This is a genomic window from Sphingomonas alpina (assembly GCF_014490665.1).
GTDB classification, from domain to species: Bacteria; Pseudomonadota; Alphaproteobacteria; order Sphingomonadales; family Sphingomonadaceae; genus Sphingomonas; species Sphingomonas alpina.
This window is the reverse complement of record NZ_CP061038.1, coordinates 4,896,646-4,915,244: the sequence shown is the minus strand read 5'-3', so window position 1 is coordinate 4,915,244 and position 18,599 is coordinate 4,896,646. Positions and strand designations below refer to the sequence as shown.

At 65.3% G+C, this 18,599-nt stretch carries 14 protein-coding genes and 2 pseudogenes; 10 read left to right on the top strand and 6 right to left on the bottom strand.

Going from position 1 to position 18,599, the window contains the following annotated elements; all coding sequences use genetic code 11:
- The first annotated feature begins 2 nt into the window (after positions 1 to 2).
- Positions 3 to 1,106: a serine hydrolase domain-containing protein gene (locus H3Z74_RS23160; RefSeq protein WP_187761811.1), complete on the top strand. Its 1,104-nt coding sequence runs from the start codon at positions 3 to 5 to the stop codon at positions 1,104 to 1,106.
- Positions 1,107 to 1,112: 6 nt separating this feature from the next.
- Here H3Z74_RS23160 and H3Z74_RS23155 read toward each other — a convergent pair whose 3' ends face one another.
- Genes H3Z74_RS23155 through pdxH form a run of 3 tightly spaced genes read right to left on the bottom strand, consistent with a single transcriptional unit; the run spans position 1,113 to position 3,449 of the window.
- Positions 1,113 to 1,907, bottom strand: a complete 795-nt coding sequence (locus H3Z74_RS23155; protein ID WP_187761810.1) for a PhzF family phenazine biosynthesis protein — start codon at positions 1,905 to 1,907, stop codon at positions 1,113 to 1,115.
- A gap of 10 nt (positions 1,908 to 1,917) precedes the next feature.
- On the bottom strand, positions 1,918 to 2,862 hold the full coding sequence (locus H3Z74_RS23150) for a cation diffusion facilitator family transporter (RefSeq protein WP_187761809.1): 945 nt from the start codon (positions 2,860 to 2,862) through the stop codon (positions 1,918 to 1,920).
- A complete protein-coding gene (pdxH, locus tag H3Z74_RS23145) occupies positions 2,859 to 3,449 on the bottom strand; it encodes a pyridoxamine 5'-phosphate oxidase (protein WP_187761808.1) in 591 nt (196 codons plus the stop codon). Before pdxH ends, H3Z74_RS23150 begins: the two co-directional genes overlap by 4 nt.
- Before the next feature lie 112 nt (positions 3,450 to 3,561).
- Between pdxH and ku the strand changes: the two genes are divergently transcribed.
- Together ku and ligD are read left to right on the top strand one after the other, a co-directional pair.
- Positions 3,562 to 4,437 carry a non-homologous end joining protein Ku gene (ku, locus tag H3Z74_RS23140; protein WP_187761807.1) on the top strand — a complete coding sequence of 292 codons (876 nt, stop codon included), beginning with the start codon at positions 3,562 to 3,564 and terminating at the stop codon, positions 4,435 to 4,437.
- Between the two features lie 102 nt (positions 4,438 to 4,539).
- Positions 4,540 to 7,021: pseudogene (gene ligD, locus H3Z74_RS23135) on the top strand (DNA ligase D).
- A gap of 117 nt (positions 7,022 to 7,138) precedes the next feature.
- Here the strand turns inward: ligD and H3Z74_RS23130 are convergent.
- Complete coding sequence (locus H3Z74_RS23130) at positions 7,139 to 8,581, bottom strand: 8'-apo-carotenoid 13,14-cleaving dioxygenase (protein ID WP_187761806.1); 1,443 nt, start codon at positions 8,579 to 8,581, stop codon at positions 7,139 to 7,141.
- 67 nt (positions 8,582 to 8,648) lie between these two features.
- Here H3Z74_RS23130 and H3Z74_RS23125 point away from each other — a divergent pair, with 67 nt between their 5' ends.
- The 7 genes and pseudogenes from H3Z74_RS23125 to aroC all read left to right on the top strand — a co-directional run bounded on the left by H3Z74_RS23125 (position 8,649) and on the right by aroC (position 17,126).
- Positions 8,649 to 9,230: a TetR/AcrR family transcriptional regulator gene (locus H3Z74_RS23125; RefSeq protein ID WP_229726759.1), complete on the top strand. Its 582-nt coding sequence runs from the start codon at positions 8,649 to 8,651 to the stop codon at positions 9,228 to 9,230.
- 503 nt (positions 9,231 to 9,733) lie between these two features.
- Positions 9,734 to 12,217: a circularly permuted type 2 ATP-grasp protein gene (locus H3Z74_RS23120; protein WP_187761805.1), complete on the top strand. Its 2,484-nt coding sequence runs from the start codon at positions 9,734 to 9,736 to the stop codon at positions 12,215 to 12,217.
- Positions 12,218 to 12,338: 121 nt separating this feature from the next.
- Complete coding sequence (locus H3Z74_RS23115; RefSeq protein ID WP_187761804.1) at positions 12,339 to 13,229, top strand: transglutaminase family protein; 891 nt, start codon at positions 12,339 to 12,341, stop codon at positions 13,227 to 13,229.
- A 76-nt stretch (positions 13,230 to 13,305) separates the two neighbouring features.
- Positions 13,306 to 14,254 (top strand): annotated as a pseudogene (locus tag H3Z74_RS24555) (DnaJ C-terminal domain-containing protein).
- A gap of 8 nt (positions 14,255 to 14,262) precedes the next feature.
- The gene (locus H3Z74_RS24550; protein WP_229726758.1) at positions 14,263 to 15,231 is read left to right on the top strand and encodes a YihY/virulence factor BrkB family protein; all 969 of its coding nucleotides are present in this window, start codon (positions 14,263 to 14,265) and stop codon (positions 15,229 to 15,231) included.
- Complete coding sequence (fabI, locus tag H3Z74_RS23105; protein WP_275944101.1) at positions 15,228 to 16,031, top strand: enoyl-ACP reductase FabI; 804 nt, start codon at positions 15,228 to 15,230, stop codon at positions 16,029 to 16,031. Before H3Z74_RS24550 ends, fabI begins: the two co-directional genes overlap by 4 nt.
- 27 nt (positions 16,032 to 16,058) lie before the next feature.
- Complete coding sequence (gene aroC, locus H3Z74_RS23100) at positions 16,059 to 17,126, top strand: chorismate synthase (RefSeq protein WP_187761802.1); 1,068 nt, start codon at positions 16,059 to 16,061, stop codon at positions 17,124 to 17,126.
- 128 nt (positions 17,127 to 17,254) lie between these two features.
- Here aroC and H3Z74_RS23095 read toward each other — a convergent pair whose 3' ends face one another.
- On the bottom strand, positions 17,255 to 17,767 hold the full coding sequence (locus tag H3Z74_RS23095; protein ID WP_187761801.1) for a CREC-EF hand family protein: 513 nt from the start codon (positions 17,765 to 17,767) through the stop codon (positions 17,255 to 17,257).
- A 31-nt stretch (positions 17,768 to 17,798) separates the two neighbouring features.
- On the bottom strand, positions 17,799 to 18,518 hold the full coding sequence (locus tag H3Z74_RS23090) for a DUF4198 domain-containing protein (protein WP_229726757.1): 720 nt from the start codon (positions 18,516 to 18,518) through the stop codon (positions 17,799 to 17,801).
- Positions 18,519 to 18,599 lie beyond the last annotated feature (81 nt).

Sequence of the window (18,599 nt, the reverse complement as noted above, 5' to 3'; positions counted from 1 at the left end):
CCATGATGCGCAAGGCCGTCCTCCTCGCTCTGGTGCCGCTACTGCTGGCTGGCGCGGACAGCGATGCCGGCAAGCCGGTTTATTCGATCAGCCCCTGCCCCGGCGCCGGTCTCGGCCGCTCGCTGGTGCCGGTGAAATCCCTGTTCAGCGACCATCCGGAAACGCGCGCAGTGCTGATCACCGCCGATGGCTGCCCCGCGCTGAAGGCCTATGCGCCGGGCTATTCCGACGCCAACCGCTTCATCAGCTGGTCGATGGCGAAAACCATCACCGGAATGCTGGTCGGCGAACTGGTCAGCGACGGGCGGCTGGCGATCGATACGCCCGCGCCGGTCGCCGAATGGCGCAAGCCCGGCGATCCCCGCGGCGCGATCACCTTGCGCCAGTTGCTCAACATGTCATCGGGGCTGGCGCATATAGAAGTCGGTGATCCGGTCGAACGGTCGGACACCAACCAGACCTTGTTCGTGGCCCATACCGCCGACATGGCCGCCGCGGCGATCGCGCATCCCTTGGAGACCAAACCGGGCGCGACTTTCAAATACAGCTCGCTGACGACTCTGATCCTGGCCGAGATCATCACCCGCACGCTGACCGACAGCCGCGACCCGAAGGTCCGCGCCAGCGCCTATACCGCCTTCGCCAATCAACGGATCTTCGCCCCCGCCGGCATCCATAGCGCAATACTCGAATTCGACGGTGCGGGCACCCAGATCGGCGGTTCGATCCTGCATATGAGCCTGCCCGACTGGGGCCGGATCGGCGGCCTGCTGCTCGACGGCAAGGCGACCGACGGCACCCAGGTGATCGCACCCGACTGGCTTGCCTTCATGAAAGCGCCGTCGCCGACCAATGCCGAATATGGCGGCCAGACCTGGCTCAACCGTCCCGGCGGGGCCGGTGGGCATGTCGCGCTGTTCCCCGGCAAGGGCCCGGCCAGCGCAGTCGCGGCAGACGGGCATCTCGGCCAGCTGGTGATCGCCAGCCCGGACAGCGGGCCGGGCCGCGGTATCGTCGTGGTGCGGCTGGGCAATACGCCCGACACGGCCAATCCCGCCCTGATGCAGACTTTGGGTGACGTGGTCGCGGGGTTCGACCGGAAATAAAGCCGCTCAGTCGAGGAAGAAGCTGCCCTCGATCACCGTCGTGCATTTCCCGCCAAGGATCGCCCGCTCGCCGTCGAGCCGGCAGGTCAGATAGCCGCCTCGCGCGCTCGCCTGATAGGCGGTGAAGCGATCGCGGCCGAGGCGCTTGGTCCAATAGGGCGTCATCACTGCATGTGCGGAACCCGTCACCGGATCCTCATCGATCGAATAGGCCGGGGTGAAGACGCGGCTGACCACATCGGTCGCCGCACCGGGTGCCGAGACGATCGCGATCAACTGACCGGCAGCCGCCAGCGCGCGCAGATCGGGCCTGATGCCGCGCACCGCCGCTTCGTCCGCGACGATGACCAGCGCATAGCCCCTGTCGTGCCACAGCGTTTCGACCGGCGTCACACCGAGCGCGGCGACGATCCCGGCCAATGCCTTCGGCGTCGGTGCCCAGGCCGGCAGCGCCACCGCATAGCCGTCGCCCGCGCGCGCGACTTCCAATATGCCTGCCTGGCGGGTGCGAAACCTGACTCGCTCGATGCTGCTGTCGGATGACAGGATAAAATGGCCGCTGGCGAGCGTGGCGTGACCGCACAATGCGATCTCCGCCCCCGGCGTGAACCAGCGCAGCTCGAAATCGGCAGCACCACTGTCGTCGGGCACGATATAGGCGGTTTCGCTAAGGTTGTTCTCCGCCGCGATCGCCTGCAGCACATCATCGTCGAGCCAGGTCGCCAGCGGCATCACCGCTGCCGGATTGCCCTGAAAGGCTTGCGCGGCGAACGCATCGATCTGCGCGAAGGGAAATCTCACGACCACCACCTCACAGGCGCTTGCCGAACCAGTGCGGCGTGACATCCGCCTCGACCAGCGGATTGTCGGTATCGACATGCCCTTCAGGATCGAGATGAATCAGCACTTCGACTTTGGGATAGGCGCCGCGCAGCGCGCGTTCGACCCCTTCGACGATATCGTGCGCGGCGATGATCGTCAGGTCGCGCCCGACCTCCATATGGAATTGCGCAAAGTCATGGCTGCCCGAACGGCGGGTGCGGAAGTCGTGGATGCCCTTGATACCGGGCTGGCGCGCGGCGACTTCGATGAAGCGCGCGCGTTCCGCCTCGGGCCATTCCTTGTCCATCAGTTGGTCGATCGCATTGCTCGACGCGCGGAACGCGCCCCAGGCAAGCCAGAGCGCAATCGCGATGCCCATCAGCGGATCGGCACCGTGCAGGCCGAAATACTGGTCGAGCACCAGCGCGGCGATGACCGATCCGTTGAGCAGCACGTCGGACTGGTAATGCATATTGTCCGCCATGATCGCGACCGACCCGGTGCGGCGGATGATGCTGCGCTGATAGATCAGCAGCACGACCGTCGCGAGAATTGCGACGACCGACACGCCGATGCCGAAATCGGCATCCCGGGTCGGCGTGGTCTCGCCGAAGCGCAGCACTGCGCGCCACGCGATGCCGGCAGCCGAGGCCGTGATCAGCATGACCTGGAACAAGGCCGCGAGCGCTTCCGCCTTGCCATGGCCGAAGCGGTGGTCGTGATCGGCCGGCTCCGCAGCCAGCTTCACGCCGTACAGCGTGACGAGCGACGCAAGCAGGTCGAGCCCGGTATCGGCGAGCGAGCCCAGCATCGCGACCGATCCGGTATGCCAAGCGGCAAAGCCCTTCAGCAGCAGCAGGAAACACGCCATGCCGACGCTGGCGAGCGCAGCCCGCACGGCGAAGGGAATGGCACGGCGCTGGTCTTCGGTCACGGGTAAAGCAACCCTTCGCTCCAGCCCCCGATCGCACCGGAGCCCGAGCGCTCGAACAGGCGACGCTCATGCAGACGGTGTTCGCGGTCCTGCCAGAATTCGATCCGCAACGGACTGACGCGATAGCCCGACCAATGCGGCGGACGCGGCACATCGACACTGGCAAAGCGTGCCTCCATCTCCGCAAAGCGCGCTTCGAACGTCGCGCGCGCGTCGAGCGGGCGCGACTGATCCGACGCCCAGGCGCCGAGCTGCGAATCGCGACCGCGCGTGGCGAAATAGGCGTCCGCTTCCGCATCCGTCACCGGCGCGACATTGCCCTCGATACGGATCTGTCGGCGCAGCGACTTCCAGTGGAACAGCAAGGCGGCCTGGGCATTGGCCGAAAGGTCGTCCGCCTTGCGGCTCTGCTGGTTGGTGTAGAAGACGAAGCCGTCGGGGCCATGCCCCTTGAGCAACACCATGCGCACCGCCGGACGCCCGTTCCCGTCAGCAGTGGCGAGCGCCACCGCATTGGAATCGTTCGGCTCGGTCTCGCGCGCCTCGGCGAACCAGGACTCGAACAGGGCAAAGGGATCGGTGGTCATTTCCGGCCTTTAGCGGAGCTTTGCCGTGCGCGAAACCTGCGCGCCGGTCGAAACAACGGAACGACTCCGCTGCTGAGGGATTGAATCGGCTCCGCAACGAAGGAAACCGGGCATGGCCGCACGCGCCTATTGGCAGGGACAGATCAGGCTCGCTTTGGTCTCGATCCCGGTCGAAATCTACTCTGCGACCAAATCGGGCGCCCAGATCAGTTTCAAGCAGATCCATGAGCCGACCGGCAAGCCGATCCATTACGAGAAGGTCGTGACCGGCATCGGCCCGGTCGACACCGACGAGATCATGAAGGGCTTCGAATATCAGAAGGGCAATTTCGTACTGCTCGAACAGGACGAGATTGACGCAGTGAAGCTCGAATCGAAAAAAACGCTCGAACTGACCCAGTTCGTCGACGCCGACGAAATCGACGTGCTCTATTATGAAAAGCCCTATTTCGTCGTGCCGGCCGACGATCTTGCCGAAGAAGCGTTCATCGTGCTGCGCGAGGCACTCAGGCGAACGAAGAAGGTCGGGCTCGGGCAGCTGGCGATGCGCGGCCGCGAATATGTCGTCAGCCTGAAGCCGTGCGGGCGCGGCATGGTGCTGGAAACATTGCGCTACGCCGATGAGGTCAACAAGGCGCAAGGCTATTTCCGCGACATTCCCGATACCAAGCCCGATGCCGATCTGATGGATCTGGCCGAGGCACTGATCGCCAAGAAATCGGGTGCGTTCCACCCGCAGGAATTCCATGACCGCTATGTCGATGCACTGAAGGATCTGATCGAGCGGAAGCGCAAGTCGAAGGGGCGAAAGATCATCGAGGACGATGGCGACGATACGCCGAAGCGCTCGGGCTCCAACGTCGTCGATCTGATGGCGGCGCTCAAGAAATCGATGGAGAAATCGGGCGGGACGGCGGCAAAGCCGGCGGCGAAGAAAGCACCGGAAAAAACGGCGGCAAAGCGCCCGCCGGCGAAGAAACGTGCCTGATCCTTCCTTGTCATCCCCGCGAAAGCGGGGATCCCGCTTCTTCTGTTTCGCGCGTGTCCAGACAGCGGGATTCCCGCTTTCGCGGGAATGACGGAAAGACAAATGGCCAAGACCGATCCCCTTGCGATCTACAACGCCAAGCGCGACTTCGCGAAGACAGCGGAACCGGCAGGTACGCTCGCGCCGGGTCACGGCAACAGCTTCATGGTTCAGAAACACGACGCGACCCGGCTGCACTGGGATTTCCGGATCGAGGTCGATGGCGTGCTGAAAAGCTGGGCGGTGACGCGCGGCCCCAGCCTCGATCCAGACCAGAAGCGCCTCGCGGTCCGCACCGAGGATCACCCGATGTCCTATGCGACGTTCGAGGGCGTCATTCCCGCGGGCGAATATGGCGGCGGCACAGTGATGTTGTGGGACCGCGGCACCTGGGCACCGATCAAGGGCAAGAGCGCCAAGGATCTCGACAAGGGCCATCTCCATTTCGTGCTCGATGGCGAGCGCATGAAGGGTGAGTGGCTGCTCATCCGCTTGAGGCCGCGCGGGAAGGAGAAGCGCGAGAACTGGCTGTTGCGCAAGATCGATGACGCCGAAGCCGGCGGCGCGGATGTCCTGGTCGAGACCGGGCTGACCAGCGTGTCGACCGGGCGCACGATGGTCGAGATCGCGGAAGGCAAGAAGGCCAGCAAGCTTCCTTCTCCGTCATCCCTGCGAAAGCGGGGATCCCGCTCCCTTTCAAACGTCGAGAAGAAGCCGGATTCCCGCGTTCGCGGGAATGACGGTGGGGTTCCGGGATTTCGCAACCTCCAGCTCTGTACACTGGTCGACAGCGTGCCCACCGGCAGCCAATGGCTGCACGAGGTCAAATATGACGGCTACCGCGCGCTCATCTCGATCGCGAAGGGCAAGGCGAAAGTGTTCACTCGCACCGGACTCGACTGGACCGACAAATTCGCCGCGATTGCTGCGGCGGCCGGGAAAAATCCCGGTCAGGAACGCCCTGATCGACGGCGAGATCGTCGCGTTCAAGGACGGCAAGCCCGACTTCTCGACCCTCAAGAATGCCATTTCGGAGGGCGGCGACATGACCCTGTTCGCGTTCGACCTGCTCGAGCTCGATGGCGAAGATCTGGCCGGTCTGCCCAATGTGCAGCGCAAGGAACGCCTGCGTCCGCTGATCGACGGCGCCGATGCGCGGCTGCAATATTCCGAACATATCATCGGCAGCGGAGAGCCATTGTTCGAAACGATGTGCCGCGAAGGCTATGAAGGCGTGGTCTCGAAACGCGCCGATGCGCCCTATCGCGGCGAACGCACCAAAGCGTGGCTCAAGACCAAATGCACGCAGCGGCAGGAATTCGTCATCATCGGCTGGACCCCGAGCGATACGTCGCGCGGCTTCCGCTCCCTGCTTTTGGGGGTGAACGGCCCGGACGGCCTGATCTATGCGGGCAAGGTCGGCACCGGCTTCACCGCCGATCTGATGACCGACCTGCTCGCGAAACTGCGCAAGATCGAGCGCAAGACACCGACGGTCGACGCGCCGCGCGCGGCGGTGCGCGGCGCGCATTGGGTGACGCCGAAACTCGTCGCCGAGATCGCCTATGCCGAGACCACGCCCGACGGCGTGCTGCGCCATTCCAGCTTTCTCGGACTGCGCGAGGACAAGGCGGCGGCCGACGTGGTCGCCGAAACACCCGCCATCATGCACGCCGCACCGCAAATCCATGTGACGGTCAGCAGCCGCGACCGGCTGATCTTCCCGGATTCCGATGTCACCAAGGGCGATCTGGCGGACTATTATGCACAGGTGGCATCGATCATGCTGCCCTGGACCGCGCACCGCCCGATCAGCCTGGTGCGCTGCCCGCAAGGACGCGGCAAACGCTGTTTCTTCCAGAAGCACGATGCGGGCAGCTTCGGCGAGCATGTCCATCAGGTGCCGATCCGCGAAAAGGACGGGTCGACCGAGAATTATCTCTATGTCGACGACGCCGACGGGCTGGTGACCTGCGTGCAGATGGGTACGATTGAATTCCATGGCTGGGGATCGCTGGTCGCCGCGCTCGAAAAGCCGGACCGGCTGGTGTTCGATCTCGACCCCGATGAGGGGCTCGGTTTCGATATCGTCAGGAAAGCGGCGGAAGATCTGAAGGAACATCTCGCCGAGATGGGCCTGACCAGCTTCCCGATGCTGACCGGCGGCAAAGGCGTGCACGTGATCGTGCCGCTCAAGCCCGATGCCGAATGGCCCGCGGTCAAGGATTTCGCCGACCGCTTCGCCCGCGCCCTGGCCGAGGCGGAGCCCGAACGCTTTGTCGCGACCATGTCCAAGGCCAAACGCAAGGGCCGCATCTTCATCGACTGGCTGCGCAACCAGCGCGGCAGCACCGCGATCATGCCCTATTCCGCTCGTGCGCGATCGGGCGCGCCGGTCGCCGCGCCAATTACCTGGAGCGAGTTGCACGACTTGGATCGGGCCAACCGCTGGGGCGTGCGCGACGGTGCGGAATTGATCGAACGCGCCAATTCGCGCGCCCTTGCCGGCTGGGGAACCGCCGATCAGGTCTTGCCGGATCTGTGATCCCTTAATCCTCCCCCATCGGGGGAGGGGGCTTGGCCGGGTGCGGGACGCTCGCTTCGCTCGCGCCCCTCCACCATTCGCTTTCGGCTCATGGTCCCCCTCCCCTGCGGGGGAGGATTAAGTGATCGCTGTCCGCGCCAGCCAATTCCCATGAAAGCCCGGCGGGACACGGTGCGGCAAGTGGATGCTCGCCACCGGTTCGCCCGCAAAGGATCGCGCATCGAGGATGACCAGATCGGTCGTCTCGCGCGGCAGGTCGACGACCAGGCCGATCAGCCATCCCTCATCCTCGCCCGCATCGGCATGGGCCGGCACGAACACAAACTCGCCCGGGTAGCGCCCTTCGCCGAAGTCATGCACCTCGCGCGCGCCTGTCTCCAGGTCGTGCTTCAGGATGAAAGTCTCGCCGATAAAGCTGTCGTCCTCCTCCGGCAGGCCCAGCATATAGGCATAGCGATAGGGCTGGCCGAACCGGCGCTCGTCGGGGCGGGGGAATTCCTGCGGCGTGGCGTCGATCGTGCGGCGCTCGACCGTGCCGGCCACCGGATCGATCGTCCAGCGCTCCAGCCCGCGCGACATCGCGTCCGGGCCAAGATTGCTGTCGGCGAACATCGTGCCATAGACCACCGCATCCATGACCACCCGGCCATCGGGCAAGTCGAACGCATTGGCGACATGGAAGATATAGCAGGGGTCGACATCGACCCAGATCGTCTCGCTGCCCCGGCCGTTCCGCGGCAACAGCCCGATCCGCGCCTGATGATCGGGGTTCCAGCGATAGGGGAAGCTATGCCCGGCGATCAGCGATTTCATCGAGAAGGTCACCGGCAGGTCGAGGATCACCGCAAACCGCGCGGTGATCGCGCAGTCATGGATCGACGGCCCATGCTTCACCCTGATCGGCTCCTCGCGCACCACCAGCCCTTCGGGTGAAAGAACCACGTGGCGGATCGTCTCGGGATCCGTCGCCTCATAGGCGATCGCATGCTGTTCGCCGGTCAGCGGATCGCGGTGCGGATGCGCGGTAAAGCTGCCGGTCAGCGTGTCGTCGAACGGGTTATAGGTCTGCTCGTCGAGCGTGTCCGACAGTTCGACCGGATAGCTTCCCGCCTCGACCAGCGCGAAGGTGCGGCCGGCGACCGCCAGCACATTGGTATTGACCGTGTCGAATCCGCCATGGCGCGGCCCGGGCGCGGGATGCCCGCCCAGCGTGTCGGCAACGCGCCGCGACCGGATCCAGCGGTTGCGATACCATAGAGCCTTGCCCTGCTGGATCGCCACGCCGTGCACCATGCCGTCGCCGGTGAACCAATGATAGCCGGCAGGATCGGGCGCGACCGGATTCGGGCCGATGCGCAGATAGCGGCCGTCAAGCATTGCCGGAATCGTGCCGGTCACCGGCAGGTCCTCCAGCGTCAGTTCCTCGGCCATTGGCTGGTGGATGCCGGTCAGGAACGGATGATGGGCATCGATATCCAGCCGCTTGCGATTGAATTCGGCGACAACGCCGATGCCTTTGGCCACCGTGCCGCGGATTGCGGTTTCGATCATGCCTGCCATTATGACCTCCCATCATGGGTTTCACGTCTAAAGTTGACGGTGTTCACATAGGGCGTAAAAGGTAACAGTGTCAACATTGGAATCCATAATCCCGAAAAAGGCCTATCATCATGGTGACCTGCGCGCGGCGTTGATCGATGCAGGCCTTACCTTGCTGGAGACACGCACCGCTGACGACCTGTCGCTGCGCGAGGTGGCGCGCGCGGTCGGGGTCAGCCCAACTGCGGTCTATCGTCACTTCCCCGACAAGAGCGCGCTGATGGCCGCGCTGGCGGCCGATGGGCTGGCGCGGCTGGCGGTGGTGCAGCACGCGGCATCGGATGCGGCCGGCGGCGGCGTCGCCGGGTTTGGCGCGACCGGCGCGGCCTATGTCCGGTTCGCGCTCGCCAATCCCGCCCTGTTCCGGCTGATCTTCGCCAACCCCATCTCGCTTCCACTGCATTCCGGCGAAAAAGAGGATGACGCGATGGCGTTTCTGCGCGCCAATGCCGCCCTGCTGGCCAAGGGAAAGGGCGGCGACGCACAGGTCATCGCGCTGCAGGCCTGGGCGATTGCGCACGGCCTGGCGATGCTGATGCTCGACGGCCAGGTGCCGGTCGATGAGACGCTGATCGATCGCGTGATCGACACCGACGCGATCCAGGGCTGATCTGCGCCGGACCTCGGGCCAGGACTTCAGGCCAGAGCCTCTGGGTTGCCGCCGATTCAACCCCGGCGCTGGTCATGACAGCGTGGAGACGGACGGGACCCTGGTCGGCGTTTCGCCCCGCTCTTTGACATGACCGGAAAATAGCAAGCACTCCGCACCGCTGTTCGGGCAATAACAGCGGTCGGCTCACCGCTGTTATGCCGCTGTTCCACCGCTGTTATCGGGAACAGCGGTGAAATGGTCCAAGAGCATGAAAAATGGCCGAAAATTTACGCTGGGAATCCAACATAACAGGGGTGGTTTTTTTATTCCGGAAAACAGCGGAGGAATCGGCCCGACGATGACCGCGACTCGCGTCGCGGCGATGGTCGATTGGTCCCTGAAAGCGACAAGCTTGTTGCACCCGCGAAGGGATTGTGGTCGAGTCACCGGGCAGTGCGGGGAATGATCATGGCGCGGACATATCCAAGACGCGACCCGGCAGGGCGCGACCGATAGATCCCATGGCCACCCTTGCCACGCCTTCCCTGCTTGATGCGGGCACGCATGCCGCGCGGTGGATCGCGGACTATTGCAGCCAGCAGTTCAAGGGCGACGTGCTCTGCGCACAGCATGACGATCCGGCCTGGACCGCGATGTTCGAGGAACTGGCGGCGGTCGCCGGCGATGACCTCGGCCATGCGCGCGAGCGCGCGCAGCGCCATGCCGAGGATATCGGCACCGGCTTCCGCATCATCGGCGAAAGTGAGGAACGCCCCTGGCCGGTCTCGCCCGTTCCGCTGCTGATCGGCAGTGCAGAGTGGCAGGGCATTGCGGCCGGCATCGAGCAGCGCGCCGAGCTGATGGAGACGATCCTCGCGGATCTCTACGGCGATGCGAAGCTGGTCGAGCGCGGGCTCATCCCGGCGGCGCTGGTTGGCGGCAGCCCCTTCTTCCTGCGGCCGATGGCCGGGCTGGTGCCGCCCGGCGGCTATCAGCTGCATTTCATCGCGGTCGACCTTGGCCGCGGACCGACCGGCGAGTGGCGCGTGCTGGCCGATCATCTCCGCGCGCCGGCCGGGGCCGGCTATGCGCTGGAGAACCGGCTGGCGGTGTCACGCACCCTGGGCGGGCTGCAGTCGCGGCTCAATGTCGAGCGCCACGCGCCCTTTTTTGCCGCGTTCCGCGACGGACTTGCCGCGATGTGCCGCCGCGTCGAACCGCGCATCGGCCTGCTCACCCCGGGCCGGTTCAGCCCGAGCTATACCGAGCAGGCGCATCTCGCGCGCTATCTCGGCCTGTTGCTGGTCGAGGGTGCCGATCTCGCCGTGCTCGAGGACAAGCTTTACGTCCGCACGATCGGCGGCTTGAAGCGCGTCGATGCGCTGTGGCGCCGCACCGACCCGCGCATGCTCGATCCGCTCGCATTCGATTCGCATTCTAAGATCGGCGTGCCCGGCCTGGTCGATGCGATGGCGGCGGGCGAGGTGGTGATTTCCAACGCGCCGGGCGTCGGGGTGCTCGAATCGCCCGCGTTCGGTGCCTTCCTCCCCCAACTCGCGATGCGTTTGACCGGGCGCGACCTGTTGCTGCCCAATATCGCCACCTGGTGGTGCGGCCAGGATACCGAACGCGCGCATGTGATCGAGGATTTCGATTCGATGTTGATCGGCCCGGCCTTCGGCGTCGCGCCGCTTGGTCTGCCCGGTGGCGTGCCATTGCCCGGCGGCGAGATCACCGGCGCGGCACGCGATGCGCTACTGGCGGACCTGGCGCGCCGGCCGCAGGATTATGTCGGACAGGAGATTGTCCGGCTGTCGACCATGCCGGTGGTCGCCGATGCCGCTTTGGTCGCACGTCCCTTCACGCTCCGCGTGTTCGCGGCGCGCGGGGCGGACGGCGCCTGGACCGTGATGCCCGGCGGTTTCGCTCGGATTGGCGAACATCCCGATCCGCGTGCGTCGGTGATGGGCGAGGGTAGCTGGTCGGCCGATGTCGTCGTTCACGGCGCGGCCGAGGTCGATCCCGTCTCGCTCCTGCCGGCAACCGATTCGGTCCATGTCCGGCGCAATCCCGGCACCTTGCCGAGCCGCGTCGCCGACAATTTCTTCTGGCTTGGCCGCTATCTCGAACGCGGCGAGGCCCTGCTCAACGTGATCCGCGTGATGCTCGGCAACTCGATCGATGCCGATGCCGGCGCGGCGCTCGGGCCGCAGACGGTCGGGCGGCTGGTCGGCCTGATCGTCGCGGGCGGCGGGGCGCCGCATCCGGCCAGCCTGCGCCGCGCCGACCTCGCCGCCTTCACGCGCACCGCGATGGAGGCGGAGGAACGCTGGCACAGCGTGCGCACGATCAACCGGCTGGCGCGCGGCATCGGACAGGGCTCGCGCGACCGCTTGTCGTCGGACATGGTCAGGCTGCTCGACGCCCCCTTCCCGACGCGCGGCGGCATGCTCGACCGCGCCGGGTCGCTGCAACGCCGCTATGCCGCGCTGTCGGGCCTTTCGGCCGAGCATATGGGGCGGACCGCGGCGTGGCGCTTCCATGACCTGGGCCGCCGGGTGGAGCGCGCGCTGGCGGTGACCCGGGCACTACGCGCTTTCGGCATGCCGCAGGGCAGCGCGGACGATCTGTCGACTCTGCTCGACCTGGCCGACAGCCAGATCAGCTATCGCCAGCGCTACCTGACCGGCATCGCGCGCATTCCGGTGGTCGACCTGATCGCACTGGATCCGGGCAATCCACGCTCGCTGGCCTTCCAGATCGACCATATCTGCGAACACCTTCGCGCACTCCCCGTACTCGAGGATGACGGCATGAACGAGCCGCAACAGGCGCTGGCCGCCCGGCTGGTCGCCACCGTGTCGACCGCGACCGCGGCAAGCCTTGACGAAGAGGTGCTGGGCGATCTCGAACGCGGCCTGTTCACCCTCTCCGACGCAGTCGCGCGGCGCTACTTCCTGCAGGGCGCGGAGCCGTTGCGCGCGGCCGGGATGACGCTGGCATGATCTCATTTCCCACCGTCATCCCCGCGAAAACGGGGATCCCGCTCCTTCTTCCAAGTGCGGGGCAAGGCAGCGGGATCCCCGCCTTCGCGGGGATGACGGCGCTGGGTGAGACGACGCCCCAATGATCTACGACATCCGCCACGTAACCCGTTTCGATTATGGCGCGAGCGTCAAGTTCGCGCGCTGCAACCTGCGGCTCAAGCCGATCCACTGGTCGGGCCAGACGCTGGAAAGCTACCGCCTCAGCATTTCGCCCTCGGGACGCTGCGCCCCGGCCCGCGCCGAGGCCGGTCTCGCCAATGTCATGCGACTGGTGGTCGAGGAGCCGGTGCGCCATCTCGTGATCGAAAGCGTATCGCGCATTACGGTCGACCGGCCGGTACCGATGCCCTCGCCCGCCGACCCGACCCTGGCACGGATCGCTGCAACGGCCCGTGCCAGCCGCGATGCGTCGCCGGCCGGTCCGGCAAGCTATATGTTCCCCTCGCCGCTGATTCCGCTCGACCGCGATATCGCCGACTGGTGCGCGATCGATCTCGACCCCGACCGCCCCTGCCTCGACGCCGCGATCGCGCTCGCCCGGCGCATCCAGGAGGAGTTCGAGTTCGATGCCGCGGCGACGCTGGTCGATACGCCGCCGCACGACGCGTTCCTCAAGCGCCGCGGCGTGTGCCAGGATTTCGCGCAGATCATGATCACCGGCCTGCGCGCCGCCGGCCTGCCCGCGGCCTATGCCTCGGGCTATATCCGCACCATTCCGCCGCCCGGCCAGGAACGGCTGGTCGGCGCCGACGCCACCCATGCCTGGGTCTTGCTGTGGTGCGGCGCCGATCTTGGCTGGGTCGGGGTCGATCCGACCAACGGCATCTGGATGGCCGGCGACCATATCGTCATGGCGATCGGCCGCGACTATGCCGAGATCGCGCCGATCGACGGGATCGTACTCGGGTCGGGCGCCCAGAAGATGGATGTCAGCGTCGATGTGGCGCCGGTGGTCGCGGCAATGGCCTAGCGAGACGCCGCACGAATTGCACTCGCCCGCCGAATACCCCAAATAGGCGCCGAAGACCTGAACCACCGGAGCCACAATGGCCGATCCTTACGCAACGCTGGGCGTGCCGCGCACCGCCAGCGAGGCCGACATCAAGAAAGCCTATCGGAAGCTCGCCAAGGAGCTCCATCCCGATCGCAACAAGGACAACCCCAAGGCGACCGAGCGATTTTCGCAGGCGACCAATGCCTATGACCTGCTGACCGACAAGGACAAGCGCGCGCGCTTCGATCGCGGCGAGATCGACGGCGACGGCAATCCCGCCTCGCCGTTCGGCTTCGGCAACAGCGGCGGCGGCCAGGGCGGCTTCAAGCCCGGCCCCGGCGGCGGGGCCGATTTCGGCTTTGGCGGCGACCCGTCCGACGTGAACGACCTGTTCGAGGGGCTGTTCGGCCAATCCTCCGGGCGTGGCGGCTTCGCCAGCGGCTTTGGCGGTTTCGGCCGCAACAAGCCCCAGCCCAAGGGCGCGAACATCGCCTATAAGCTGACCGTGCCCTTCGTCGATGCAGCGACATTGGCACCGCAGCGCATTGCGCTCGCCGATGGCAAGACGATCGACCTCAAGCTTCCCGCCGGGGTCGAGAACGGCACGCAGATGCGGCTCGCGGGCAAGGGACAGGTCGGCGCGGGCGGCGCGGGCGACGGCATCGTCACGATCACCGTCCAGTCGCACCGCTTCTTTACCCGGGTCGGCGACGATGTGCGGATCGACTTGCCGGTCAGCCTGTCCGAAGCGGTGCTCGGTGCCTCGGTGCGCGTGCCGACGGTCGAGGGCGCAGTGATGCTGACCGTCCCCCCCCGGCTCGACCTCGGGCAAGGTCTTGCGCCTGCGCGGGCGCGGTTTCCACGGCAAGGGCGGCACGCGCGGCGATCAGCTCGTCACGCTGATGGTCGATCTGCCGGTCGGCGACGACGCGCTGGTCGAGTTCGTCCGCGGCTGGAAGGATCGCGACACAGGGAACCCCCGCAGCGGCATGGGCGTCTAAACGCCATCGTGAAGGATGTCTCACCCGAATCCCCCGAGCAGCGCCGCCAACGGCATGACGGGAGACGCCTGAAGCTCAGCCGTCATCTCGCCTTTGTCCGCCCGGGCAGTTATGCGCGCGAAGTGGTCAAGCGCGTCGTGATCGGCGTGTTCAACGACGGGTTCGTTCATGCCGGCAATCTCGCCTATCTGTCCCTGCTGACGCTGTTTCCCTTCTTCATTGTCGCCGCGGCGGTGGCGCGGCTGTTCGGGCGCACCGATGAGGGGCTGCACACCGTCAACGCCTTTCTGCGCACCGTGCCGCCCAGCGTCGCCAATGTGTTGCAGACGCCGATTCACGACGTGCTGACCGCGCGATCGGGATCGCTGCTATGGTTTGGCGCACTCGTCGGACTATGGACCACCGCAAGCTTTACCGAGACGATCCGCGACATATTGCGCCGTGCGTATGGCGTGCAGTTCGTCCGCCCGTTCTGGCAATATCGTCTCTGGTCGATCGGGCTGATCCTCGCCTCGCTGATTCTCACGCTGATCGCATTCAGCTTCCAGGTGATGCTGCTGGCGGTCGAGCAGTTCATCCTGCGCGTCCTTCCCTTTGCCGCCGATGCGGCGAGCATCGTCTCGCTGACCCGGATCGCACCGGCCGTAGCGCTGTTCATCGCGCTCTATATGCTGTTCTATTCGCTCACCCCGCGGAAATATCGTGAGAGCAAATGCCCGAAATGGCCTGGCGCGGCCTTCACTGCCGGCTGGTGGCTGCTGGTCACCGCGCTGCTTCCGCCGATCCTGGGCTCACTCGGCAGCTACGACCTAACCTATGGCAGCCTTGCAGGCGTGATGATCGCGCTGATCTTCTTTTTCTTCGTCGGTTTGGGCCTAGTTGTCGGCGCGCAGTTGAATGCGGCTCTAGCCGAGGGCGATGATGACGGAGTAGAGGAGGACGGCCAAGGCGACATACAGGAGGCGACGGCGGCGTGAATGATTTGATGAAGGGCAAGCGCGGGCTGATCATGGGGCTCGCCAATGATCGCTCGCTCGCCTGGGGGATCGCCAAGAAATTGAGCGAAGCCGGTGCGGAACTGGCGTTCAGCTATCAAGGCGAGGCGCTGGAGAAGCGCGTCCGTCCGCTTGCCGAACAGCTTGGCGTGGCGCGACTGTTCGATTGTGACGTGTCCGACATGGCGAGTCTCGATGCGTGTTTCGAAAACCTCGCCGCGGAATGGCCGACGATCGATTTCGTCGTCCATGCGATCGGCTTTTCCGACAAGAACGAGCTGCGCGGCGGCTATGTCGATACCAGCCTCGACAATTTCCTGATGACCATGAACATCTCGGTCTATTCGTTCGTCGCGGTGTGCAAACGTGCGGCGGCGATGATGCCGGACGGCGGGTCGCTGCTCACGCTCAGCTATTATGGCGCGGAAAAGGTCATTCCCCATTACAATGTGATGGGCGTGGCCAAGGCGGCGCTGGAAACCAGCGTGCAATATCTTGCGGTCGATCTCGGCCGCGACAATATCCGCGTCAACGCGATCTCGGCCGGCCCGATCAAGACGCTCGCCGCGTCGGGCATCGGCGACTTCCGCCTGATCCTGAAGTGGAACGAGTTGAACTCGCCGCTCAAGCGTAACGTCACGATCGAGGATGTCGGCGGTGCTGGGCTCTATCTGCTCAGCGACCTGGCGAGCGGCGTGACCGGTGAGACGCACCATGTCGATGCGGGTTACAATGTGATCGGCATGAAGGCCGAAGACGCGCCGGATATCGCGCTGGCGTAACCCTCTCCCTTTCTGGAGGAGGGATATATGAGCTTCAATACTTTCGGCCGGGTCTTCCGGTTCACCACCTGGGGCGAATCCCACGGCCCCGCGCTTGGCGCGGTAATCGATGGCTGCCCGCCGGGGCTGAGCCTGTCGGAGGCGGATATCCAGCCCTTCCTCGACAAGCGTCGGCCCGGCACGTCGCGCTTCACGACGCAGCGGCAGGAACCCGATCAGGTACGCATCCTGTCGGGCGTGTTCGAGGGTCGGACAACCGGCACGCCGATCAGCCTGATGATTGAGAATGTCGATCAGCGTTCGAAGGATTATTCCAACGTCGCGCTCGCCTATCGCCCCGGGCATGCCGATTATGCCTATGACGCGAAGTACGGCTTTCGCGACTATCGCGGCGGCGGACGCTCTTCCGCGCGCGAGACGGCGGCACGGGTCGCTGCCGGTGCGGTCGCGCGACTTGTCATTCCCGAGGTGAAGATTCGCGCCTGGGTCGAAGCAATCGGCGGAGATGCGATCGATCCTGCCAATTTCGACCCGGACCAGATCGACGCCAACCCCTTCTTCTGCCCCGACGCGGCGGCTGCCGCGCGCTGGGAAATGCGGGTCGATGGCGCGCGCAAGGCGGGATCGTCGCTCGGTGCGGTAATCGCATGCGAAGCGAGCGGCGTGCCCGCCGGCTGGGGCGCACCGCTTTATGCCAAGCTCGATGCCGAACTTGCTGCGGCCTGTATGAGCATCAATGCGGTCAAGGGTATCGAGATCGGAGACGGCTTCGATGCGGCAAAACTGCGCGGCGAGGAAAATGCCGACGCCATGCGCCCCGGACAGAACGGCCCCGAATTCCTTGCCAACCATGCCGGCGGCATTGCCGGCGGGATCGCCACCGGTCAGCCGATCCGCCTGCGTGTCGCGTTCAAGCCGACCAGTTCGATCCTGACCCCCGTCGAGACGATCGATCGCAATGGCGAGGCGACCGAAATTGCCACCAAGGGACGCCACGATCCATGCGTCGGCATTCGCGGTGCGCCAGTGGTCGAGGCAATGGTCGCGCTGGTGCTGGCCGACCAGAAGCTGCTCCATCGCGCGCAGTGCGGCTGACCGCCGGGCGCTGGTTCGGCGGGCCGAAATCGCTTCCGCCTTTGGGAGTTCAGCCCGTAAAAGGTCGTACGCTATCGGTCCGGAAACGTTCGTGACCAAGGCCTTCGACAGGCTGATACGATCCGCCGTCAACCCGCAGGGGGAGTCTCGGAAGCTGCACGTGCCGCCTCCCTGGCAGCCTGTTTGGCGCTGACCGCCGCGATGTCGGTCGAGGTCACCACATTGTTCTTGTCATCATCCATTCCAGCGAAGGCGCGATTGCCCGAGACATCATACTCTGCCTTCTGCATCTTCTGGTCCTTGTCCTTGTCGAGCACGCCGAAGCGGACATGAGTCTGGCGGACCTGGCGCTGCCGCTCCTCGGTCTTTTGTTCCTCGCTGCGATCCGACGCGGCGAGCTGCTTTTCAAGCCGGGCCGTATATTCGGCCAGATACTCCGAGTCGGAAACCCATCCGTCCTTGTTGGTATCGGTGGCGATGAACCGCTCGGCCCGCACCGCATCGAATTCGGCCCGGGTCACCTGGCCATCACCGTTCGTGTCGTAATCGGCAATGAAGCTCCTGCCGTCATGCGGCGCCGCGGCAAGCGGTGTGGCCAGGATACCGGCGGCGATGGCTGCGGCCGTGAAGATCGATTTCATGCTCGTAACTCCTGTGGAAATGGTGCGCCGATCAGGCTGCATCGAAGGCAAGGGTATAGGTGTAGCTGCGCCAAGGCGTTCCCGCCCCGGCCGGCGCCGCTGCACGGTGCCGCACCATGACCAGATAGGTTCCGGCATCGTCCGGCTTGAGCGTGAAGCGGCCGGCACCGTCGCTCCTGGTCTGCGCCGCGACCTTACGGCCATCATGAACGCCCGCGCTACGGAACAAGGTCACATCGGCGCCAGCAAGTGGCTTGCCGTCGAACAGCAGCACGAAACTGGCATCGCTCCCCGCACTGATGCTGTTGGGGTGCGTGACAGGCTGGATCTCCAGAGCGGTCCCCACCGGCTTGAGCGGAGCCTCAGTCGGCTGGCCACGCGTCACATAGGCATCGGCCAGCGTCATGCTTTGTACCTCGACCGACTGTGCACCGGCCGGCGCTGCGCCGCCGCCTTCGCCGCGCATCACCCATTTCTCACCATCCCGGTACATCATGCCCTTGCGGCCGGCGCGCTGCCCGGTGGTGATGCGGTAGGTGCCGTCCCGCTTGAGGTCCGCTTCGAAGATCGACAGGTCGCGCAAATAGGTGACGGGCCCGACATCGCCGCGTGTACCGTCCGGCCCGAGCAGATGGAACGGCGCGTCACGCATCGCCACCTCCGGCACGAAGGCATCCTCCGCAAAGGATGATTCAACCGTGACATGATCTCCCTTACCCACATCGAATGACGTCGGGAGGACATAGGGCATATGCGCGCTGACGCTTGCGCCCCCCAAAATTGCCATGGCCAGCACAGCCAGGGCGACGGAATTAATCAACGGCTTCATACG